Source organism: uncultured Lamprocystis sp., assembly GCF_903933125.1.
Classification (GTDB): domain Bacteria; phylum Pseudomonadota; class Gammaproteobacteria; order Chromatiales; family Chromatiaceae; genus Thiodictyon.
Genome location: NZ_CAIZIZ010000246.1, coordinates 1 through 19,358, shown reverse-complemented (window position 1 = coordinate 19,358; position 19,358 = coordinate 1). Strand labels below are relative to the sequence as shown.

Sequence of the window (19,358 nt, the reverse complement as noted above, 5' to 3'; positions counted from 1 at the left end):
TGGTGGATGCGCTACGCTTATCCACCCTACGAAACCGGCTCCGCTGTAGGGTGGATAAGGCGCGCCGCTCGGTGTCAGGGACCCGGCACGGCGGTCGCGCGCGCCGCATCCACCAGGGGTCACGTGATGCCGCCTAAATTTTGAATTGCTGCGCAAACGCAGTCACCGTCGGCACAGCATTCCGCCGCCGTCGCGCCGCAACGCCGCTGCCGAACGACGCCACTCTCCCCGCCCAGCACACGGGACGCTGCTCCCAGGTGGGCTCAGCAGCCCTCCTTCGCTCCCCGGTTGTAGGCGTCCTCGAAGCGCACGATGTCGTCCTCGCCCAGATAACTGCCGGACTGAACTTCAATGATTTCCAGCGCGATGGCCCCCGGATTCTCCAGCCGGTGACAGCTCCCCACGGGAATGTAGGTGGACTGATTCTCGGTGAGCAGAAAGGTCTTATCGTCGCAAGTCACCCGTGCGGTGCCGGTCACAACCACCCAATGCTCGGCGCGATGGTGATGCATCTGCAGCGACAGGGATTCGCCCGGCTTCACCGAAAGTCGCTTAACCTGATAGCGGGAGCCATGGCCGATGGACTCGAAACTGCCCCAGGGGCGATGCACCCGCTGGTGATGGCGGAATTCAGCGCGATGCTCGCGCTCAAGGAACTGGGTGACGACCTTGACGTCTTGGGCGCGATCTTTGCGAGCGACCAACACCGCATCCGGTGTCTCAACCACGATCAGGTCGTTCACCCCCACCGCGGCCACCATGCGGTGACGGGCGATCAACAGATTGTTGGACGAATCGTGGACGAAAGCGTCGCCGTCCAACACGTTGCCGGCGGCATCCTGCTCACGCACCGCCCACAGCGCCGACCAGGCACCGACGTCCGACCAACCCGCGTCCAACGGGATGACGATGGACCTGGGTACATCGTCGGCGGCCTCCCCGGCGATATGCTCCATCACCGCGTAGTCGATCGAGTCGCTCGGGCAGGCGGCGAACGCCCCCGCGTCGAGGAGAAAAAACTGGCCGGTCTCATGCCCCTGGACATAGGCGTCGGTGCTGGCCTGGGCAATATCCGAACGGAAACGCTTGATCAGCGTCAGCCACACGGACGCCTTGAGAATGAAAATGCCGCTGTTCCAGAGGTATTCGCCGGATGCGAGATACCCCTGGGCCGTCTCCACATCGGGTTTCTCGACGAACCCGCGCAGGTGGTAGGCGCGCCCTTCCGCCCCCGCGAACGGATAGGGTTCACCCTGACGGATGTAGCCGTAGCCCACCTCGGGCGCGCTGGGGACGATCCCGAAGGTCACGACCGCACCGTCATGGGCCAGGCTGAAGCCATCCGCGACGGCGGCGCGGAAGGCCGGTTCGTTGCGAATGGTATGATCGGCCGGCATCACCAGCAGTACCGGATCGGCACCCCCGCGGGTCGCCGCCAGGGCCGCCAGGGTCAACGCCGGCGCGGTATTGCGGCCCTTGGGTTCGAGGATAACGGCGGCCGTTTGCCGGCCCATGAGGCGGAACTGCTCGGCCACCAGGAAGCGGTGAGCCTCGTTGCACACCACCACGGGATCGAGCAAGCCGATTGCGTGCCGCGGATGCTCCTGACCCAGACCGTCGAGCCGCCGCACCGTCTCCTGGAGCATGGTATGTTCGCTGGTCAGGGGGAGAAACTGCTTCGGGTACGCCTCGCGCGAGAGCGGCCACAGACGGGTACCGGAGCCGCCTGACAGGACAACAGGTTGGAGAAGCATGAGAGATAGACCTTTCGGCGATTGCCAGCGTAAGCGGATCTTAGGCGATTTCCGTCAAATCATGTACTACTGCCCGCGTTGCGCCGCGCGTTGCCGCAATTCACGGATCAAACCCGGCGCCAGGGGAAATGCGGGCATTCTCTGGTAGGATCGGGTTCCCTTGAGGATAATTGCGCCTCGCACTGCGGAGCACCGTTGCGGCCTCGAGTCCCGCCACGCAAGTCCCGCCACCCAACCAGGTACTCGCACCGATGGAGCCACGCTCAGACGATCAACCGCCGTCCATCCCCGGCATCGACAGCGCCGAGTTCCTGGAGCGCATCGGTGAGGATATGGATCTGTTTTGGGAGGTTCTGGGTGAGTTCAGCACCTCCTATCGCGACACCACGGCGCAGATCGCCGCGGCCCTGGAGCACGACCCGACCGTCGCCAAACAATTGGCGCACACTCTCAAAGGCGTCTTGGGCAACCTGGCGGCCACCGAGCTGTACGCTGCCTGTAAAGCCCTGGACGATGCCATTCGGGAGGGTCGGACCGAACGCTACCCCGCCCTGCTCGCCACCCTTTCGCAGGGTGTACTGACCCTCTGCGATGCCATCAGCGCTGCCCGCGCCGGCCATGCCCGGAGCGATGCCCCACCGGGTCCACCGATCAGTTCGGCCTGGCTTGCCGAACAGTATGCGGCGTTGCGGATCGCGCTTCAGGGACATCGTGCCCGTGACTGCAAGACCCTCACGGATGCGATTGCCGCAACCAGTCTGCCCGCTGCGGAGCAGCCCTTCTTCGACCAACTGCGCGCCCTGGTCCGCTCCTACCGATTCAAAGAAGCTGAAGACCTGCTTGAACGACGCCTCCATGTCGGACCCTAAAACCAAGATATTGGTGGTCGAGGACAGTCAGACCAACGTCGGCATCCTGGTTGGGCTGCTCGCCCAGGCTGACGGCCACCTGTACACGGCCAAGCGCGGCAGACGTCACCGCGTCTGCGCGGCGACGGACATCGCGACCGTCGTCACGACTCACTAACACCCCAAGCGTTGCGCGCGAGGCCCGCCGTGTCCCAACAGATCGTCTTTGAACATCCATTGAACGAGCGCATCCGGACCTTCCTGCGCCTGGAGCATCTGTTCGAGAAGGTCGACTACTTCATGCCGCAATACGACCCCTGGGCGACCCGGGTGGCGGTCGAGGCCTTGCTGGATATCACCGCCGTCACCGCGCGGGCGGATCTGCGCACGGAGATCGGCAAGGAACTGGAACGGAATATCAATACCCTGAACCGCATCGCCAGCCAACCCGGGGTAGACCCGGCGGCCCTGACGCGGGTCCTGGGCGAACTGGAACGGGCGGCGGGCAATATCCAGACGCTCGGCAGCCCCATCGGCCAGACGGCCCGCGAGGACGAGTTCCTCAAGGGGGTGATCCAGCGCAGCAGCATCCCCGGCGGCGCCTGTAGTTTCGACCTCCCGATCTATCACCACTGGCTGCTCCAGTCACCGGAGCGTCGCCAATCCCGACTCGACCACTGGCTCAAAGACCTGCGGCCGGCGGATGTGGCAATCCGGCTGATCCTGTCGCTTGCGCGCGGCAGTGCGACGCCGCGTCAGGTGATCGCACCGGGCGGATTTTACCAGGAGTCCCTGGACCCCCAGGCGCCGGCGCAAATGGTACGGGCGGGGTTACCGGCGGGTGGCGCCCTTTACCCTGAGATCAGTGGACACAAGAACCGCTTCAGTATCCGCTTTATGCGCCTCGAACCCCGCGGCAGGTCGACCCAAACCGGTGAGACGGTGGAGTTCCGTCTCACCTGTTGCGTTTTTTGAACTACGATGCCTGCCAAGATTCGCTGCCCCACCTGTGGCCGTCCCGTCGCGTGGACCCCGCAATCTCCGTACCGACCCTTCTGTAGCGAGCGCTGCAAGCTCATCGACCTGGGCGAATGGCTGACCGATGGCTACCGCATTCCCGACCCCGGAAACAGCCCGAGCGATGACCCGCCGCCGTCGGAGGAGCAACTGCCGATCCACTGAAGCTGTCCGGCCTTCTGTCCGGCCCCCGATCGGTGTAAAGTCGCGACCCTACCGGAGCCGTCCACCCGCCGTCGCGCGACGCACCTTGGGAATCGTACATGTTTGAACTGCCCCTGTTGTTGAAGGCATTGATCCTCGGCATCGTCGAGGGATTGACGGAGTTCTTGCCGATCTCCTCGACCGGCCACCTGATCATCGTCGGCAGCCTGCTCGATTATACGAACGAACAGAGCAAGGTCTTCAAAATCGCCATCCAGCTTGGCGCCATCCTCGCCGTCTGCTGGCTCTATCGGGAGCGTCTCGTGGGCGTCACCTTGGGGCTTTGGACCAAGCAGCGGGAGCGCCGCTTCGCCGCCAATATCCTGCTCGCTTTCCTGCCGGCCATGGTGCTGGGGGTGCTGTTCTACTCCACCATCAAAACCTACCTGTTCAATCCGCTCACGGTGGCGGGAGCCTTGATCGTCGGCGGTCTGGTCATTCTTCTCGTGGAACGTAACCCGCGCCCCGCGCGGTTTGAAACGGTCGATGACATCACCTGGCGAGAGGCGCTGAAAGTGGGGCTCGCCCAGGCCGTCGCCATGTTCCCCGGGGTTTCTCGCGCCGGGGCAACCATCATGGGCGGGCTGATTTTCGGGCTGTCGCGCAAAGCGGCCACCGAACTGTCGTTCTTTCTCGCCGTCCCGACCATGCTGGCCGCCACTGTCTATGATGTTTACAAGTCGCGTGACCTGCTGAACGCCGCTGACCTGCCGGTCTTCGCCGTGGGCTTCGCGGCGGCCTTTATCGCCGCAATGCTCACGATCAAGGCCCTGCTGCGCTACGTTTCCAACCACAGCTTCGAGGTCTTCGCCTGGTACCGCATCGCCTTCGGCTTGATCGTCCTGGGAACCGCCTACACTGGACTCGTGGATTGGCACGACTGAAGTCGGCGACCGGCTTCAGCCCAGCCAACGCAGGCACACCCGTTACGGCTGTTGCTGATCGGCGCAGACCCTGCGAGGATTGGACCTGACCACCACCAGGCTCGTGCAGCCGCTCGGGCACGGTCTGGTCACCAGAACGATAAACAACAAGGGGTGCCATCACGGCCCCCCGGACAGGGATCGATGTGATGCGACCCCATGCCGTCACCCACTGCGCCACCGCACGACGGCTGCTCGCCCGCTGCGCTCCCTCCCGCATGTCTTGCGCACGCGCCGACCCCGTTGGGGCCGGCGCGCGAAGGTCCCAACCACCACAGAGGAGATCGCGGTGCGAACCATCGAGCTGAAGGCGCCCCTGGATGGCGTCACCCTGCCACTGGAACAAGTCCCAGACCCTGTCTTTTCACAAAAAATGGTCGGTGACGGACTGTCAATCGACCCGCTCTCACAGGTGCTCCTCGCCCCCTGCGCGGGCACCGTGGTCAACCTGCATCGCGCCGGCCACGCGGTGACCCTGACGACTCCCGAGGGCATCGAGCTGATGATGCATATCGGCCTGGACACGGTGAACCTGAAGGGCCAGGGCTTCACCTCCAAGGTCGCTGAAGGCCAGACCGTGGCCGCGGGCGAGGCACTGATCGCATTCGACGCGGATTATCTGGCCACCCACGCCAAGAGCCTGCTGACCCAGATCGTCGTCACCAACGGTGAGCGGGTGACCGCCTACCACCAGGTCACCGGCAGGGTGCGTGCCGGCCAGGATACGGTGATGACCCTCGACCTGGCCGACCAGGCCGCTGCCGCCGGGGCGATCGGCGGGCAGCGCGTGGTCTCGGAGGCGCTGCTGATCCCCAACCCGACCGGGCTGCATGCCCGCCCGGCCGCGGTGCTGGCCAACCTGGCCAAACGCTGGCAGTCCCGCATCACCCTTCAGCGCGGTGACGATCAGGCGAACGCCAAGAGCCTGGTCTCCATCATGGGACTGGGGATCGAGCAAGGCGACAAGGTGGTGCTGGTCGCGGAGGGACCGGACGCGGCGCAAGCCATCACCGCCCTGGCCCCGGAGATCGCCGCCGGCCTGGGCGACGAGGGCAGCATCCCCGCCCCAGCGCCCGCCACCACCGAGGTCAGCGCCGACGCCGCACCGGCTCCGCGACCGCGCTCCGATGATCCCAAGTTGTTGCTCGGGGTCGCCGCCTCGCCCGGTCTGGCGGTCGGCAAGGTGTGGCGCCTGCGGCGCGAGGAAATCCAGGTCCAAGAGACCGGTGAGACACCGAACCAGGAGCGGCGCCGCCTGGAGGACGCCATGGACCTGGCCCGCAACCAGTTGGAAGCCTTACAGGCCGAGTTGCGCGCCCAGGCCGACCCGGCCAAGGCGGCCATCTTTGCCGCCCACCAGGAACTGCTGAGTGACCCGGACCTGCTGGACATCGCCGAGAGCGCGATGGCCAAGGGCAAGAGCGCCGCCTTCGCCTGGCGGGCCGCCTTCACCACCCACGCCGAACGCCTGGCCAAGCTCAAGAATCCCTTGCTGGCCGGCCGCGCCAACGACCTGCGCGATGTCGGCCGACGGGTGCTCGCCATCGTTACCGGCCACCCCCTGGAAGAACCCCAGGCCCCGGCCGACAGCATCCTGATCGCCGAAGAACTCAACCCCTCCGACACCGCCCGGCTCGACCGCAGCCGCGTCCTGGGCTTCGCGACCGTCGGCGGCGGTGCGACCTCCCACGTCGCCATCATTGCCCGGTCGCTGGACATCCCGGCGGTCGCCGGCATCGAACCGCGCGCCATGGACCTGGCGGACGGCACCCCGGTGATCCTGGACGGCAGCAAGGGCAGCCTGCGACTCGACCCGGACCCGGCCGAGATCAATCGGATTCGCACCGTCAAGCAACGGATGGCCCAGCGCCGCGCCGCCGACCTGGCCGCCGCCTTCACGCCGGCCATGACCACGGACGGGCACCGCATCGAGGTGGCGGCCAACATCGGCGGCCTGGAGGACGCGGCGAAATCCATCACCCTGGGCGGCGAGGGGGTCGGTCTGCTGCGCTCCGAGTTTCTCTACATGGACCGCACCTCGGCCCCCACCGAGGACGAGCAGTACGCCATCTATACGGAGATCGCCAAGGCGCTGGACGGCCGGCCGATGATCATCCGCACGCTGGACGTGGGCGGCGACAAACCCCTGGCCTATCTGCCCATGCCGCGTGAAGAAAACCCCTTCCTCGGCATCCGCGGGGTGCGCATCGGACTCGACCGGCCGGAAATCCTGCGCACCCAGGTGCGCGCCATCCTGCGCGCCGGCCAAGGGCAGAAACTGCGCATGATGTTCCCCATGATCGCCACCATGGAGGAAGTCCGCTCGGTCAAGGGTTTGGTCGAGGAAGAACGGGCGCGTCTCGGCACCGTCGATCCGGTGGAACTGGGCATCATGGTGGAGGTCCCCGCCGCGGCCATCCTGGCCCGCCAGTTCGCCCGCGAGGTCGACTTCTTTTCCATCGGTACCAACGACCTGACACAGTACACACTCGCCATGGACCGCGGCCATCCCAAGCTCGCCGCCAAGGCGGACGGCATGAACCCGGCGGTGCTGCGGCTCATCGCCCAAACCGTGGAAGGCGCCAAGGCGGAGGGCAAATGGGTCGGCGTGTGCGGCGGCATCGCCAGCGATCCCCAGGCGGTCGCCATCCTGATCGGGTTGGGCGTCAGCGAACTCTCGGTCAGCGTTCCCTCCATCCCGGCGGTCAAGGCCGAAGTGCGGGCGAACTCGCTCGCCGCGTGCCAGGCGCTGGCGGAGCACGCACTGGCTCAGGACAGCGCCGCGGCGGTCCGCGCGCTGGTGCCCTTGGACTACTGATTCGATCCGGAGAACACGATGAGTCTATCAACTGTTTGGGGTGACACCTTCGGCGGTCTGCAAAAGATCGGCAAGGCCCTGATGCTGCCGGTGTCGGTGTTGCCGGTGGCGGGTATCCTGTTGGGTGTGGGTGCCTCCATCGCCCGCGAGGCCGACGCGCCCTGGCTCGCTGAGATCGGCCGGATCATGTCCGCCTCCGGCGACGCCATCTTCATGATCCTGCCCCTGATCTTCGCCATTGGCGTGGTCCTGGGCTTCACCAAGAACGACGGCGTGGCGGCCATGGCGGCCACCGTCGGCTACTTCGTCCTGTTGGCCGCCCTGGGTGTCATCGGCCTGCTCTTCATCGGCTGGACGGCACCCGCGCAGCCGCTCGCCCTCACCGGTGACAACGACAAGTCGGTCTACGTGGAATACGACACGCAGCGCGACCGTTTCGTCTGTCTCGACAAAGACGGACGAACGATCGAAAAACAGCGGGCAAGTGAAGTCAAGGGCACGGCGCTGACCTGTGACGGGGTCTCGGTCCCGTTCGTCCTGCAGGCCGGCCAGGGTGAAGAGGGCGCCATTGCGCTCTATGACGCCGGCAAAGGTGACATGGTCGCCTTCCCGCCGGCCCAGAGCCGCGCCGAGATCAAGAAGATTTTCGGCATCGAGTCGATCGACACCGGCGTCTTCGGCGGCATCCTGATCGGCCTGCTCTCCGCCTTCCTGTTCAACAAGTATTACCGCATCTCGCTGCCGGCCTATCTCGGATTCTTCGCCGGCAAACGGTTCGTGCCGATCGCGGTCGCCTTTGCGGCCATCGGACTCGCCGCCATCCTCGCTATCATCTGGCCGCCCATCGGCGTGGCCATCCGCGATTTCGGCGACTGGGCGGCCTATGGCAATCCGGCGGCGGCGGTCACCATTTATGGCGTGGTGGAGCGGATGCTGCTGCCCTTCGGTCTACACCACATCTGGAATGTTCCCTTCTTCTTCGAAGTCGGGACCTATGTCGACCCGGAGACCGGCAAGACCGTCCACGGCGTCATCAACCGCTTCTTCGCCGGCGACTATGAGGCAGCCATCCTGGGCGGCGGTTTCGTGTTCAAGATGTTCGGCCTGCCGGCGGCGGCACTCGCCATCTATCACTGCGCCAAACCGGAAAACAAGGCGCGGGTCGCCGGCATCATGGGCTCAGCGGCGCTGACCGCTTTCCTCACCGGCATCACCGAGCCGCTGGAATTCGCGTTCCTGTTCGTCGCCCCGCTGCTCTATATCGTCCATGCGGTCCTGGTGGGCATTGCGTATCTCAGCACCTACCTGCTCGATGCGCGCCTGGGCTACAGCTTCAGTCACGGCTTCATCGACTACGCGCTCTATTATGTCAATGACATCAAACCCTGGATCGTCCTCATCCTGGGACCGATCTTCGCCTTGGTTTACTACATCGTATTCCGTGTCCTGATCCAGTGGTTCGACCTCAAGACGCCCGGACGCGAGGCCGAAACCCTGGACGCGGTGGACGCCAAGGCCATGGTGGCGGACGACTTTGCCAAGGAACTGGTCCTGGCCTTCGGCGGCAAGAGCAACATCCTGGGGCTGGACGCCTGCATCACCCGACTGCGCGTCGCGGTGGCCGACATGGGCAAGGCCAACCCGGACAAACTGAAAGCGCTCGGCGCGGCCGGTGTCGTCACGGTCGGCAACAACCTCCAGGCCATCTTCGGACCCAAGTCCGACAACCTGAAGACCGACATGGAGGAATACCTGCTGACCGCCGGCCCCGAGGCCGAACTGCCGGAAGGTGCCGCCGCGCCCAAGGTCCAATACAAGGCGGATGCCTTGAAGCCCCGGGCCCGCGACGCCGACGCCCCCGCCAAGGCGCGCGCCATACTGGCGAGCCTGGGCGGCAGCGCCAACGTCCGCCAAGCCGAGGCCGCCGCCGAGACCCGGCTGCGCGTCACCGTCACCGACGAGGCCATGCTGGATGAGGCCGCATTGCAGGCCGCCGGCGTGCAGGGCATTCTGCGGCTGCCCGACAATGTGCTGCATCTGTTGGTCGGATTGAATGCCGATCAATATGCCGCGGAAATGAAGGCGGCGATGGCGGGATGAGTTAGGGCAGGACGCCCGGGATCAGAAATCCGGGCGGGGACACACCCCGTTCCAACCCAAGCGACCACTCGGATTGATCCACAGATGTCACAGATGTTCACAGATGAAGAAAAACATCTGTGAACATCTGTGGATCAGACGACAACGATTGTCGTCGTTTTAGCTTCTGTTTGACTCGCTCCTAACGCGTGGGCGGGACGCCCGCGCTCCCTTACGCGTCCATCGGAAACACTCCCGGAAACAGATAAGGCACCGCGGCCATCGGCAGCCCGATGCGCACGGCGCCCTTGGGACTGTCCGCGACCAGCAGGCCCTCTTCCAGCAGGCCGGCGATGACGTCGCGGCCGGCACGCTCGCCGTAGCCGGTGAGTGCCGCGGCCGCGCCGCGGGGCAGCGAGCCGCGCAGGAAGACCGTCAGCAAGACGGGCACGGCGGCCGGTTTGATGGGCCGGCCAGGCAGGGTGCCGGCGGCGCGCAACTGCACATAGCCCTGGATGCGGCCGTGCAGGTCGTCGATCGCGAGCATCCCGCCCATGAAACGCGCCTGGTCGATGCAGGTTTGGAGAAAAAACCGACAGAAATCCGCGAGCCCGGCGAGGGAGAGGTTGCCGCGCCCGTCGTAGTCGTTGCGACGCGGCGCGTCCGCGGCGGCCAGTCGGTCCAGATATTCCGCACGGTTGCGGGCAAGTCCGCGGCTGGCCGACCACAGGCCATGCCCCAGGATGCCGATGGCGCCCAGATAGGCGTCGGTGAAAAGCCGGGTGACGCGTCCGTTACCGTCCAGGAAGGGGTGTATCCAGGCCAGGCGGTGGTGGCTGGCGGCAGCGGCGATGAGACGGGCCTGGCCGCGGTGTCGCTCCGGGGCATAGACGTTAGCGAAGCGTGCGAGAAAGCGGTCGAGCGACCGCGCGTCCGGGGGCAGGTGGCGGCCTACCTGGACCGGGCGTTCGCGCAGGCGGCCGGGTACCAGGGTCTCGCGTTCCCGGTCGGACGGATCCTCGACCTCGCGAAGGGGCGGCGGGAGTGCTTGGTAGAAGCGCTCATGGATCCAGCATAGGAAGGCCGGGTCGCAGACCCGAAGCTCCGGCTCGGATGCGATGCGACCTTCAATGGCCTGCTGAATCTCGATGTGTGCACGGCTCTCCAACTGGAGCGCGCGGCGGGCAGGCTCTCCCGCGTAGTCGGCGCGCATGGCCCGCTCGATGTCGATGGGGTGGGTTCGATGCCCCTCGATCAGATTGGAGTAATAGCTGTTGATCGTGCGCAACAGCGCCCGCAAGGCGCCCTCGGTCAGGGGGTGCAGCTGACCAACCGCACGGGCGGATTCAGCGACCAGGTCCAGGGCCAGATCACTCAGGTCCGCGCGGTCGCCGGCGGTATCGGGGAGCATTGGCTCCATGGTTGCCGGGTCGTCGTACATTTCTCTCCTCGGCTGGCCATGCCGATCTTGGTGCCGATCTTTCAAGAGAGTAAAAGATTGATTAGAAAATAAATTACGCTGCTTGAGACCGCCCGCTCCGGGGCTTTGGTGCCGATCTTTACGCTCAGGCGCCCGATTCCCAGGTTGCCCCGATAATTGTCGACGGAGACGCGATGCGAAACCTCGCCTAGGCCGGGATGCGTAATTTTTCCTCCAGTAGTTACCACAGAAATTACGTTTCCCACGCTGGGTGCGGTTTAGTAAACCAGCAGGAACAGCTTCAAGGGTGCATCCAAAAAGGCGACCGCGCCATACCGGGTAGTGCTGCAGTCTACATCTGTGAACATCTGTGACATCTGTGGACAAATCCGAGCGGTCGCTTTGGCAGGAATGAGGTCTTACGGGGGCGGTCCCGAACTGCACAACGAGCGCGAAGCCAAGACATTTGGACAGGATTAACAAGATTTACAAGATGTTATTCGTTTTCAATGCGGCTTTTTGTGGTTTGCCGGTGATCGGTGATCGACTTGTACGTAGAGGGTTTCCCGCTCCCAATCCTCGGCGCTGATGACCACGAAGTCGGCGCCGTCGCTGACCGTGACCTTCAGCGGCTGATGGTCGGCGATAATCTTTTCGACACTCACCGTCCCCGCAACGCCAGCCGTTCAATCGTCTGACGCAGTAACTCAGGGCTGACCGGTTTCGCCAGGAAGTCGACCATGCCGGCCTCCAGACAGGTCTGTTTGACATCTTCGGACGCATTCGCCGTCAGGGCGACGATGGGCAGGGGTTGCCCCAACGCCTGCTTGCGATACGCTTGCGCGAATTGAACACCGTCGAGCTTCGGCATGCGCAGATCGACGACAGCGATGCCGTAACCCCCTTGCAGGGCCTCACGTAATGCCTGTTCACCATCCTCGACCAGGGTGAAAGCAATCCCCATTTTCTGCAGGAAGGCCGTGATCACTTTGGCGGCGATGGCATTGTCCTCGGCCACCAATACCCGGATGTCGGCCAGGGCCGCCGGATCGGCCCCGCCGAATCCACTGCGCTCCTGATTACAGGGATGCGCCGCGTGCACCAGTCCAAGCAGCGCCTCGACGGCATCGACCAGATCCCCGGCGAGAAAAGGCTTGCTGAGGCAACGCGCCGCCGAGCGCTGTATCTCGGGGCGTCGCGCCGCGTAGGTGAGAAAGAGACAGGGACACTGGTAGCCCAAACGCGTGCCGACGTCAATGCGGGCGGCCTCCAGCGCGAACCCGCGCGGTCGGTCACCGATCACCAGAAAGTCCAGGTTCGCCCCGCCCGACGCCAAGGCACTGACATCAATTGGATCAGCCAACCCCAGACACATCACCCCCTCGCGACGCAGCACCTCACAGACCAGGTCGCGGTGCGTTTGGTTGGCTTCGATCACCAACCCGCGCCGTCCTTGCAAGCGCGCCGATGGTGCGGGCGGCAGTGGCAGCACAGCTCCCAACAACGGCAACCGCACCCGGAAGCGGCTGCCCTGACCATCGACGCTCTCCACCCCGATGGTGCCGCCCATCAGGCGTGACAACTCCAGCGCGATGGTGGTACCGAGACCAGAGCCGCCGAAGCGGCGGGTGGTGGACTCATCGGCCTGACTGAAACTCTCAAAGATCTGCGCGAGCTTGTCGGCCGGGATGCCGATCCCGGTGTCCTCGACCTCCAACAACAGATGCGGCTCGCTGATCCCCTCCTCCGCCGGCCGCACCAGCACCCGAACTCGGACTTCCCCTTCCTCGGTAAACTTGACTGCGTTACCAACCAGGTTGAACAGAATCTGGCGGACCCGTAACTGATCGCCCACGACAGTCAAGGGAACATCCGGCGCCACCTGACAGATCAGTTCGACCCCCTCGGCCAAGGCGAGACTCTCAAGCACCCCGCAGACTTCCCGCACCACCGCGCGCGGACTGAAGGGGACCTGTTCCAGCGTGAGTTTCGCCGCATCGATCTTGGAGAAGTCCAGGATATCGCCGATCAGGGCACCGAGCACATTGGCCGAGTTGGAAATGGAGAGCAGATAGTCGCGCTGCTCGGCATCGAGCGCGGTGCTCTTGAGCAACTCGGTCATGCCGATCACACCGGTGAGCGGCGTGCGCAGTTCATGGGTCATGAAAGCCAGAAAATCGCCCTTCGCCTTGTTGGCGCGTTCCGCCTCGTCTTTGGCCCGCTGCACCCGCCGCAGCAGCGCGAACTGATAGAGCGGCAACAGCAACAGGAAGAAGAGGAAAAAGACCGCTTCATAGGTATGCCGCTGCCACTGACCCAGCGCGGTCAAGACCAGGCTGTAGGCGATCACAGACTCGGCGGAGGCCAGAACCAGATGCCTGGTTCCATAGCGGGTCCCGGCCGAGATAAAGATCCAGATATAGAGCAGATAGAAAGGACTGATCGCCTCACGGGTGACAAAGATCGCCAGGCTGATGGCGACGATATCCAGCGACAGGGCGACATAACGCCGAATCGGCCAATCGGGACGGACCAGGACGCTGATGAAGACACCGGCGTTGATCAGGACAAAGATACAAAACAGGGTGATGAAATAGGGGATATCGACCTTGTAATAGCCGGTAATGGCGGCCAGCGAGATATAGCCGGTGCCGAAGGTCCAGACCGCCAACCGGACCAGGGCGGATTGGAACTCCGGGTTTGCCCGCATCCCCTCGGGAAGACCCGCATCACCACGCTTGGACCCCATCGCCATGCTGCGCTACTCCGGCGGCGAACGCCGACACCAGACCGCAAAGAACGGCCCATACGCGGCGACACCTGCTTTTCTCATTCTTAATCACGACCGCCGACACCCCTGGCCTGACCGGGAACGCCGCGGTCAACCGATCCCGGCACCGTGACGGCACGGCGCCGAGGCCCTGTTCCCGGCTAGAACCTGACAAATTTCCACTGGCACTCGGCCCCCAAACTCATGGTATATTAGCCAATCCTTCTCGAACGACAACGACCAAGCACCGACCAAAACCCCGGCGAGCGCGCCTCACCAGGTGCCTGGGGCCGTGTAAATGAGGCCGGACCTGAGAGAACAAGGGGAGAACGCCATGTCCAAGAAACACCCGATTGTCGCCGTCACCGGCTCGTCCGGCGCTGGTACGACCACCGTCAAGCGCGCTTTTGAACACATCTTTTACCGCGATGGCATTACTGCCGCGGTCGTCGAGGGCGACAGCTTTCACCGGTACGACCGCGCCGCCATGAAGGTCGCGGCGGCCAGCGCCTCCGCGGAGGGCCGCAACCTGAGTCACTTTGGACCCGAGGCCAACCACTTCGAACTGCTGGCTGGGCTATTCCACAGCTACGGCGAGACCGGTACCGGCAAAAAACGGTATTACATCCATAGCGACACCGAGGCCGCGGAACAAAACGCACGACTCGGCACCCAACTCACGGCCGGTCAGTTTACCCCTTGGGAAGACCTTCCGGACAGCACCGACCTGCTCTTCTACGAAGGCTTGCACGGGCTGGTCGTCACCGAGGAGGACAACGTCGCTGCCCATGTCGACCTGGGCGTGGGCGTGGTGCCCATCGTGAATCTGGAATGGATCCAGAAGATTCACCGTGACAACCTGGAGCGCGGCTACTCGGCCGAGGCCATTGTCGACACCATCATGCGACGCATGCCGGACTACATCCGCCATATCACACCCCAGTTTTCACTGACCGACATCAACTTCCAGCGCGTCGCCACGGTCGACACCTCCAACCCCTTCATCGCGCGCGACATCCCCACCGCCGACGAAAGTTTCGTCATCATCCGCTTCAAGGAACCGGAGAAACTGGAGGTCAGCTTCCCCTACCTGCTCTCCATGATCAAGGACTCCTTCATGTCGCGGCGGAACAGCATGGTTGTGCCCGGCGGCAAGATGGGGATGGCGATGGAGATCATCCTGCAGCCGATCATCGAACGCATGATGGATGCGCGACGGGTCTAGCGGAGCCTTCCCGCCAACCTCACAGGATCGCGAGCACCGGAGTCCTGGCGGGACGCCGGGCTCGGGACGACCCGGCGGCGCACCCGGATGCTGCCGCCACTTCCAGAGGTGCACGATGATGCAAGCCCACCAGCAACCCCGCCCAAGCCTCTACGAACAGCTTGAAGCCTTACCCGAAGGACTGATCGGGGAAATCCTCAGCGGTCAACTCTACACCCAGCCGCGCCCGAGCGGCGCGCATGTCGTTACCGTGACGTCGTTGGCTGACGAACTCGTGAGTCCGTTCCAGAAAGGCCGGGGCGGGCCAGGCGGTTGGTGGATCGCCGCCGAACCCGAATTGCACTTCATCCACAACGCCGAGGTTGATGTTCCCGACCTGGCCGGTTGGCGCCGCAGCAGACTGCCGCGGATTCCGAACGATCATCGCTTTACGGTCGTACCGGATTGGGTCTGTGAGGTCCTGTCGCCGTCCACCGAAAGCCGGGATCGTCAGGTCAAAATGCCCATCTACGCTCAGTTCCGGGTCGCCTACGCCTGGCTGATCGACCCCCGTGCGCACACCCTGGAAGCCTACGCTCTGGAAGGTGACGCCTGGCGGGAGATCGGGCGGTTCGCGGGCGGCGCGCGGGTGTCGCTGCCGCCCTTCGAGGCGGTCACGATCAGCCTTGATGACCTGTGGGCACTAACCTGAACAGCGCGGGTCGTGCTGAAACACACTCGACCTACTGAATCGCAAACTTCGCTCCCGAAGCCGCCGCGATCAGCCACACCGCCCCGCTCACCTCGCGCCAACGACCGACGAGCGTCTTGACCACCGCATAGACGATGAATCCCAACCCGATGCCGGCGGCGATCGAGAAGGTGAACGGCATCGTCAGCGCCGTTACCACCGCCGGCAGCGTGTCGGTCAGATCATCCCAGTTGAGATCCCGCAGTGCCTGTGCCATCAGGCAGGCGACGAACACCAGCGCGGGCGCGGTGGCGAAGTCGGGCAGCGCCATGGCGAGCGGGGCAAAGAACAGCGTCACGAGAAACAGCACGCCGGTCACCACCGCCGTCAGCCCGGTGCGCCCGCCCGCCTGGATGCCCGCCGCGCTCTCGATGTAGCTGGTGACGGTTGAGGTGCCGAGCGCCGCGCCCAGCATGGCGCCGCCCGAATCCGCCGTGAGTGCCTCTTTGAGCCGCGGCACCGAGCCGTCCGGGCGCATCAGCCCGGCGCGGTGGGTGACCGCGATCAGGGTGCCGGCGTTATCCAGCAGGTCGACCAGGAAGAAGGTCAGCACGATGCTCACCACGCCCAGGCTGAGCGCGCCGGGGATGTCCATCTGCAAGAAGGTGGGCGCGAGCGAGGGCGGCACGGCCATCACGCCGTGAAAGGTGGTCAGCCCGAGCGGGATGCCGGCGGCGGCGGTCGCCAGGATGCCGATCAGCACCGCCGCGGCCTGGCCGCGCGCCGCCAGCCCGGCCATAACCAGGAAGCCGGCGCAGGCCAGCAGGGTCGCGGGGTTGCCGAGCTGGCCCAGGGTGACGTAGGTGGCCGGGCTCGCGGCCACCACGCCCATATGCTCCAGCCCGATCAGCGCCAGGAAGAAACCGATACCGGCGCCGATACCCAGCTTGAGCGACAACGGGATGGCGTTGATCAGCCATTCGCGCAGGCGCAACAGCGAGACGATCAGGAACAACACGCCGGACAAGAAGACCGCGCCCAGCGCCACCTGCCAGGGCACCTGCATGCCGCCCACCACGGCGAAGGCAAAATAGGCGTTGAGTCCCATACCGGGCGCCAGCGCCAACGGGTAGTTGGCATAGAGCCCCATGACGATCGAGGCCAGCCCGGCGCCCAGGCAGGTCGCCGTGAACAGCGCCCCCTGATCCATGCCGGTGGTGGCCAGGATGCTCGGGTTGACCGCCACGATATAGACCATCGCGAGCCAGGTCGTGAGGCCGGCGAGCATCTCGGTCCGGACCGTGGTACCGGCTTCGCGCAGGTTGAACACGCCTAACGCCCCGGTCCCGCCCGATCCACCCAGCCGCCGCGGCAGCCCAGGGTGCGCGTCGGCGCCGCGCGGATCAGGTCACCCAAAGTCGACTGGTCTGTGATCACGCCCTTGAGCCCGATCCGCAACTCGGTGATCTGCCCCGCGGGGTCACACTCCAGCCGCACCCGTTCGCCGCTGCCGGGGCCGAACGCGCGGTCGAAGGCGTCGCGCACCTGCTCGGCGCGCAGGCGCTGGCCAATGCTCGATTCGAAGAGCGTCCGCACATCGGAGGCGTTGAGTTGATCGAGCAGGGCCAGCGAGTGACGAAAATAGGCGTCCGCATCCGCGCCGTAACAGGTTCCGTGTTTTAGCCACTCGTGGCGGTCCAGCGCGGAGAGGGTCCCCGGCATCCGCTGTTCCAGTGCTGCGCGAGTGGCGGGTGTCAGATCCGGGGCGGGCAAACGCTGCCAGTCACCGGATTCAGAGTGCTCCCGCTGCGGCCGATCCACCCCACAGTAGGCGCGGCCGATCGGCTGCGGCCAGAGTCCATGGAGCGAGAACTGCCTGGCATCCGCGCGCGTCGGGGTCTGACCACGACACTCGGGCCGACCCTGGCGCTGTTCACAGAAGGCCGGCTGCCAACTCGCAGCCAGCACGAACTGTTCATCCATGCCGCCGGTCCTGGTCGGTGCGGACACCGGTGCCGATGCCGCGTCCGGTCCCCGCGGGGCATCGGTGACCGCCGGGGCGAGCCGGCCGCACGTCACCTCCACCCACCGCTCCCGCGGGCGCGCGGACGCGATGCGCAGTTGGTAATGCGTCGGCTCCACCCGATTGCGTGCGACGACCACATAGGTCTCGCCGGGCACCAGGCGGACTTGACCCGGATTCTCCTGATGTTTGGTCGAGATCCCCGCGGGGCAGTCCCGCTCGGCGATCAGCCCGGCCGAGAAGGGTTCGGCCAAGCCGACCAGCGGCCAGCAACAGAGCAAGACGGTCAACGGGCGCGACAGGTGCATTGAACGGTCCTCGGATCGGGCGCCTTTGCACCCCTGAAAGGCAGGGATCGCGGGTCAGCACCCGACGATCCGCAAACCGCGATGCTCGCCCAAGTGGCTTGGGGTTGGCAACCCCGCGCGAACACCTGACGCGAGAAACCCGGTCCCCCGCCGGTGCATCCCGCGGACCGTCGCCTGAGCCTCTAGCGGTGTCCGCAACCCCCTGAACTGAAAAGCCGCCCGGCGGGGGAAAACTTTCGTTTACCCCAGCCCGGAACGAACAATCAGTCAGTTGCGCGTGTGGGCTGGGGCGGCGGGCGAAAATTCACCCCAGCGTGCCAGCGGGGTCGTGCAAAAAGGCGGCCGCCAAGGGATCCTATCGTTATCGAGACGATCCTTTGCAGGAGGACCCCATGGCGGCCATTGAACCGAGCTTATTTGACTGGCGCGATGTTGACGCGCGCAGCGACCTGGAGCGGTTGTATCTGGTGCGCGATCATCTCCCGGACGCCCAATTGGTGCACTACCTGGAGGTGATGCGCGGACCGGGACGCGACGACTATCCGGTCGCGGCGATGTGGAACGCGGTACTAGCCGGGGTGGTGTTCCAGCACCCGTCGATCGAGGCCCTGATTCGCGAACTCGGGCGCAATCCGGCGTTGTTGCAGGCGTGCGGCTTCGCGGTCTTGCCCGTGCAGAAGAAACCGGCTGCGCACTTGGTGCGTGATCCCGTGACAGGGAACATGACCGTGGTCTATGCGGCACCGGAAGAGGCCCACTACGCGGTGCCCGACAGTTGGAATTTCTCACGCTTTCTCGCCAACGTCATCGAACTGGAAGAGACGCTGGGGATGGTGACCGGGATGATCACAACGCTGCGCGAACAATTAATGGAGGTTTTGCCGGAGTTCGGGCGCCACCTCGGCTATGACGGCAAAGCCATTGAGAGTCACAGCACCGGACGGGTCAACCGCGCCACCGGGGAGACCTCCGATCCGGATGCCGACTGGGGCAAGCATGAAACCAGCGGGGTCGACGCGCGCACCGGCAAGCCCTGGAAAAAGATCAAGACCTGGTTCGGCTACGGCGTCCACTTGATCGCCGACACCCACTATGAGATCCCGGTGGCGCTGCACCTGACCCCGGCCTCCCATTCCGAACAGGTCGAACTGCGCGTGATGCTCAAGGAGACCTTCGCCGAGACCCCCGAACTGGCCGCGCGCTGCCGCGACTTCAGCGCCGATCGCGGCCTCGACAGTGCCGAGACCAAGGCCCTGCTGTGGGACATCTATGACATCCGCCCGCTCATCGACACCCGCG

15 protein-coding genes and 1 pseudogene are annotated in these 19,358 nt (G+C 65.0%); 10 read left to right on the top strand and 6 right to left on the bottom strand.

The features are described from left to right. Positions 1-263: 263 nt before the first annotated feature. Positions 264-1,754 carry a mannose-1-phosphate guanylyltransferase/mannose-6-phosphate isomerase gene (locus tag QZY03_RS12290; RefSeq protein WP_295581395.1) on the bottom strand — a complete coding sequence of 497 codons (1,491 nt, stop codon included), beginning with the start codon at positions 1,752-1,754 and terminating at the stop codon, positions 264-266. 251 nt (positions 1,755-2,005) lie between these two features. Here QZY03_RS12290 and QZY03_RS12285 point away from each other — a divergent pair, with 251 nt between their 5' ends. The 7 genes from QZY03_RS12285 to QZY03_RS12255 all read left to right on the top strand — a co-directional run bounded on the left by QZY03_RS12285 (position 2,006) and on the right by QZY03_RS12255 (position 9,664). Then, the gene (locus QZY03_RS12285; protein WP_295581393.1) at positions 2,006-2,623 is read left to right on the top strand and encodes an Hpt domain-containing protein; all 618 of its coding nucleotides are present in this window, start codon (positions 2,006-2,008) and stop codon (positions 2,621-2,623) included. Beyond that, positions 2,610-2,780, top strand: a complete 171-nt coding sequence (locus QZY03_RS12280; protein ID WP_295581392.1) for a hypothetical protein — start codon at positions 2,610-2,612, stop codon at positions 2,778-2,780. The genes QZY03_RS12285 and QZY03_RS12280 overlap by 14 nt, the downstream gene beginning before the upstream one ends. A gap of 29 nt (positions 2,781-2,809) precedes the next feature. Then, positions 2,810-3,577 carry a cell division protein ZapD gene (zapD, locus tag QZY03_RS12275; protein ID WP_295581390.1) on the top strand — a complete coding sequence of 256 codons (768 nt, stop codon included), beginning with the start codon at positions 2,810-2,812 and terminating at the stop codon, positions 3,575-3,577. Positions 3,578-3,583: 6 nt separating this feature from the next. Next, positions 3,584-3,784, top strand: coding sequence for a DNA gyrase inhibitor YacG (locus QZY03_RS12270; protein ID WP_295581388.1), 201 nt, complete (start codon positions 3,584-3,586; stop codon positions 3,782-3,784). Between the two features lie 98 nt (positions 3,785-3,882). Beyond that, positions 3,883-4,707 carry an undecaprenyl-diphosphate phosphatase gene (locus QZY03_RS12265; RefSeq protein ID WP_295581386.1) on the top strand — a complete coding sequence of 275 codons (825 nt, stop codon included), beginning with the start codon at positions 3,883-3,885 and terminating at the stop codon, positions 4,705-4,707. A 328-nt stretch (positions 4,708-5,035) separates the two neighbouring features. Beyond that, a complete protein-coding gene (gene ptsP / locus QZY03_RS12260; protein ID WP_295581384.1) occupies positions 5,036-7,564 on the top strand; it encodes a phosphoenolpyruvate--protein phosphotransferase in 2,529 nt (842 codons plus the stop codon). An 18-nt stretch (positions 7,565-7,582) separates the two neighbouring features. Next, positions 7,583-9,664, top strand: a complete 2,082-nt coding sequence (locus tag QZY03_RS12255; RefSeq protein ID WP_295581382.1) for a PTS transporter subunit EIIC — start codon at positions 7,583-7,585, stop codon at positions 9,662-9,664. A 211-nt stretch (positions 9,665-9,875) separates the two neighbouring features. Here QZY03_RS12255 and QZY03_RS12250 read toward each other — a convergent pair whose 3' ends face one another. The 3 genes and pseudogenes from QZY03_RS12250 to QZY03_RS12240 form a co-directional block, all read right to left on the bottom strand. Continuing rightward, positions 9,876-11,084: a Fic family protein gene (locus QZY03_RS12250; protein ID WP_295581380.1), complete on the bottom strand. Its 1,209-nt coding sequence runs from the start codon at positions 11,082-11,084 to the stop codon at positions 9,876-9,878. Positions 11,085-11,614: 530 nt separating this feature from the next. Further along, positions 11,615-11,728 (bottom strand): annotated as a pseudogene (locus tag QZY03_RS12245) (prevent-host-death protein); the annotation flags it as partial. Next, complete coding sequence (locus tag QZY03_RS12240; RefSeq protein WP_295581378.1) at positions 11,725-13,818, bottom strand: ATP-binding protein; 2,094 nt, start codon at positions 13,816-13,818, stop codon at positions 11,725-11,727. The gene QZY03_RS12240 and the pseudogene QZY03_RS12245, both read right to left, overlap by 4 nt. Before the next feature lie 349 nt (positions 13,819-14,167). On the opposite strand from QZY03_RS12240, the gene QZY03_RS12235 reads away from it, so the two are divergent. Both QZY03_RS12235 and QZY03_RS12230 read left to right on the top strand, forming a co-directional pair. After that, positions 14,168-15,058 (top strand): phosphoribulokinase, encoded by an 891-nt coding sequence (locus tag QZY03_RS12235; RefSeq protein WP_295581376.1) that lies wholly within the window; start codon positions 14,168-14,170, stop codon positions 15,056-15,058. 118 nt (positions 15,059-15,176) lie between these two features. Further along, complete coding sequence (locus QZY03_RS12230) at positions 15,177-15,749, top strand: Uma2 family endonuclease (RefSeq protein WP_295581397.1); 573 nt, start codon at positions 15,177-15,179, stop codon at positions 15,747-15,749. Between the two features lie 31 nt (positions 15,750-15,780). Here the strand turns inward: QZY03_RS12230 and QZY03_RS12225 are convergent, their stop codons facing one another. Both QZY03_RS12225 and QZY03_RS12220 read right to left on the bottom strand, forming a co-directional pair. Then, positions 15,781-17,016 carry an NCS2 family permease gene (locus QZY03_RS12225; RefSeq protein WP_295581374.1) on the bottom strand — a complete coding sequence of 412 codons (1,236 nt, stop codon included), beginning with the start codon at positions 17,014-17,016 and terminating at the stop codon, positions 15,781-15,783. A gap of 44 nt (positions 17,017-17,060) precedes the next feature. Then, complete coding sequence (locus QZY03_RS12220; RefSeq protein ID WP_295581372.1) at positions 17,061-18,059, bottom strand: ribonuclease T2; 999 nt, start codon at positions 18,057-18,059, stop codon at positions 17,061-17,063. Between the two features lie 392 nt (positions 18,060-18,451). On the opposite strand from QZY03_RS12220, the gene QZY03_RS12215 reads away from it, so the two are divergent. Further along, the coding region (locus QZY03_RS12215) for a transposase (protein WP_295581371.1) at positions 18,452-19,358 on the top strand (907 nt) is incomplete at its 3' end.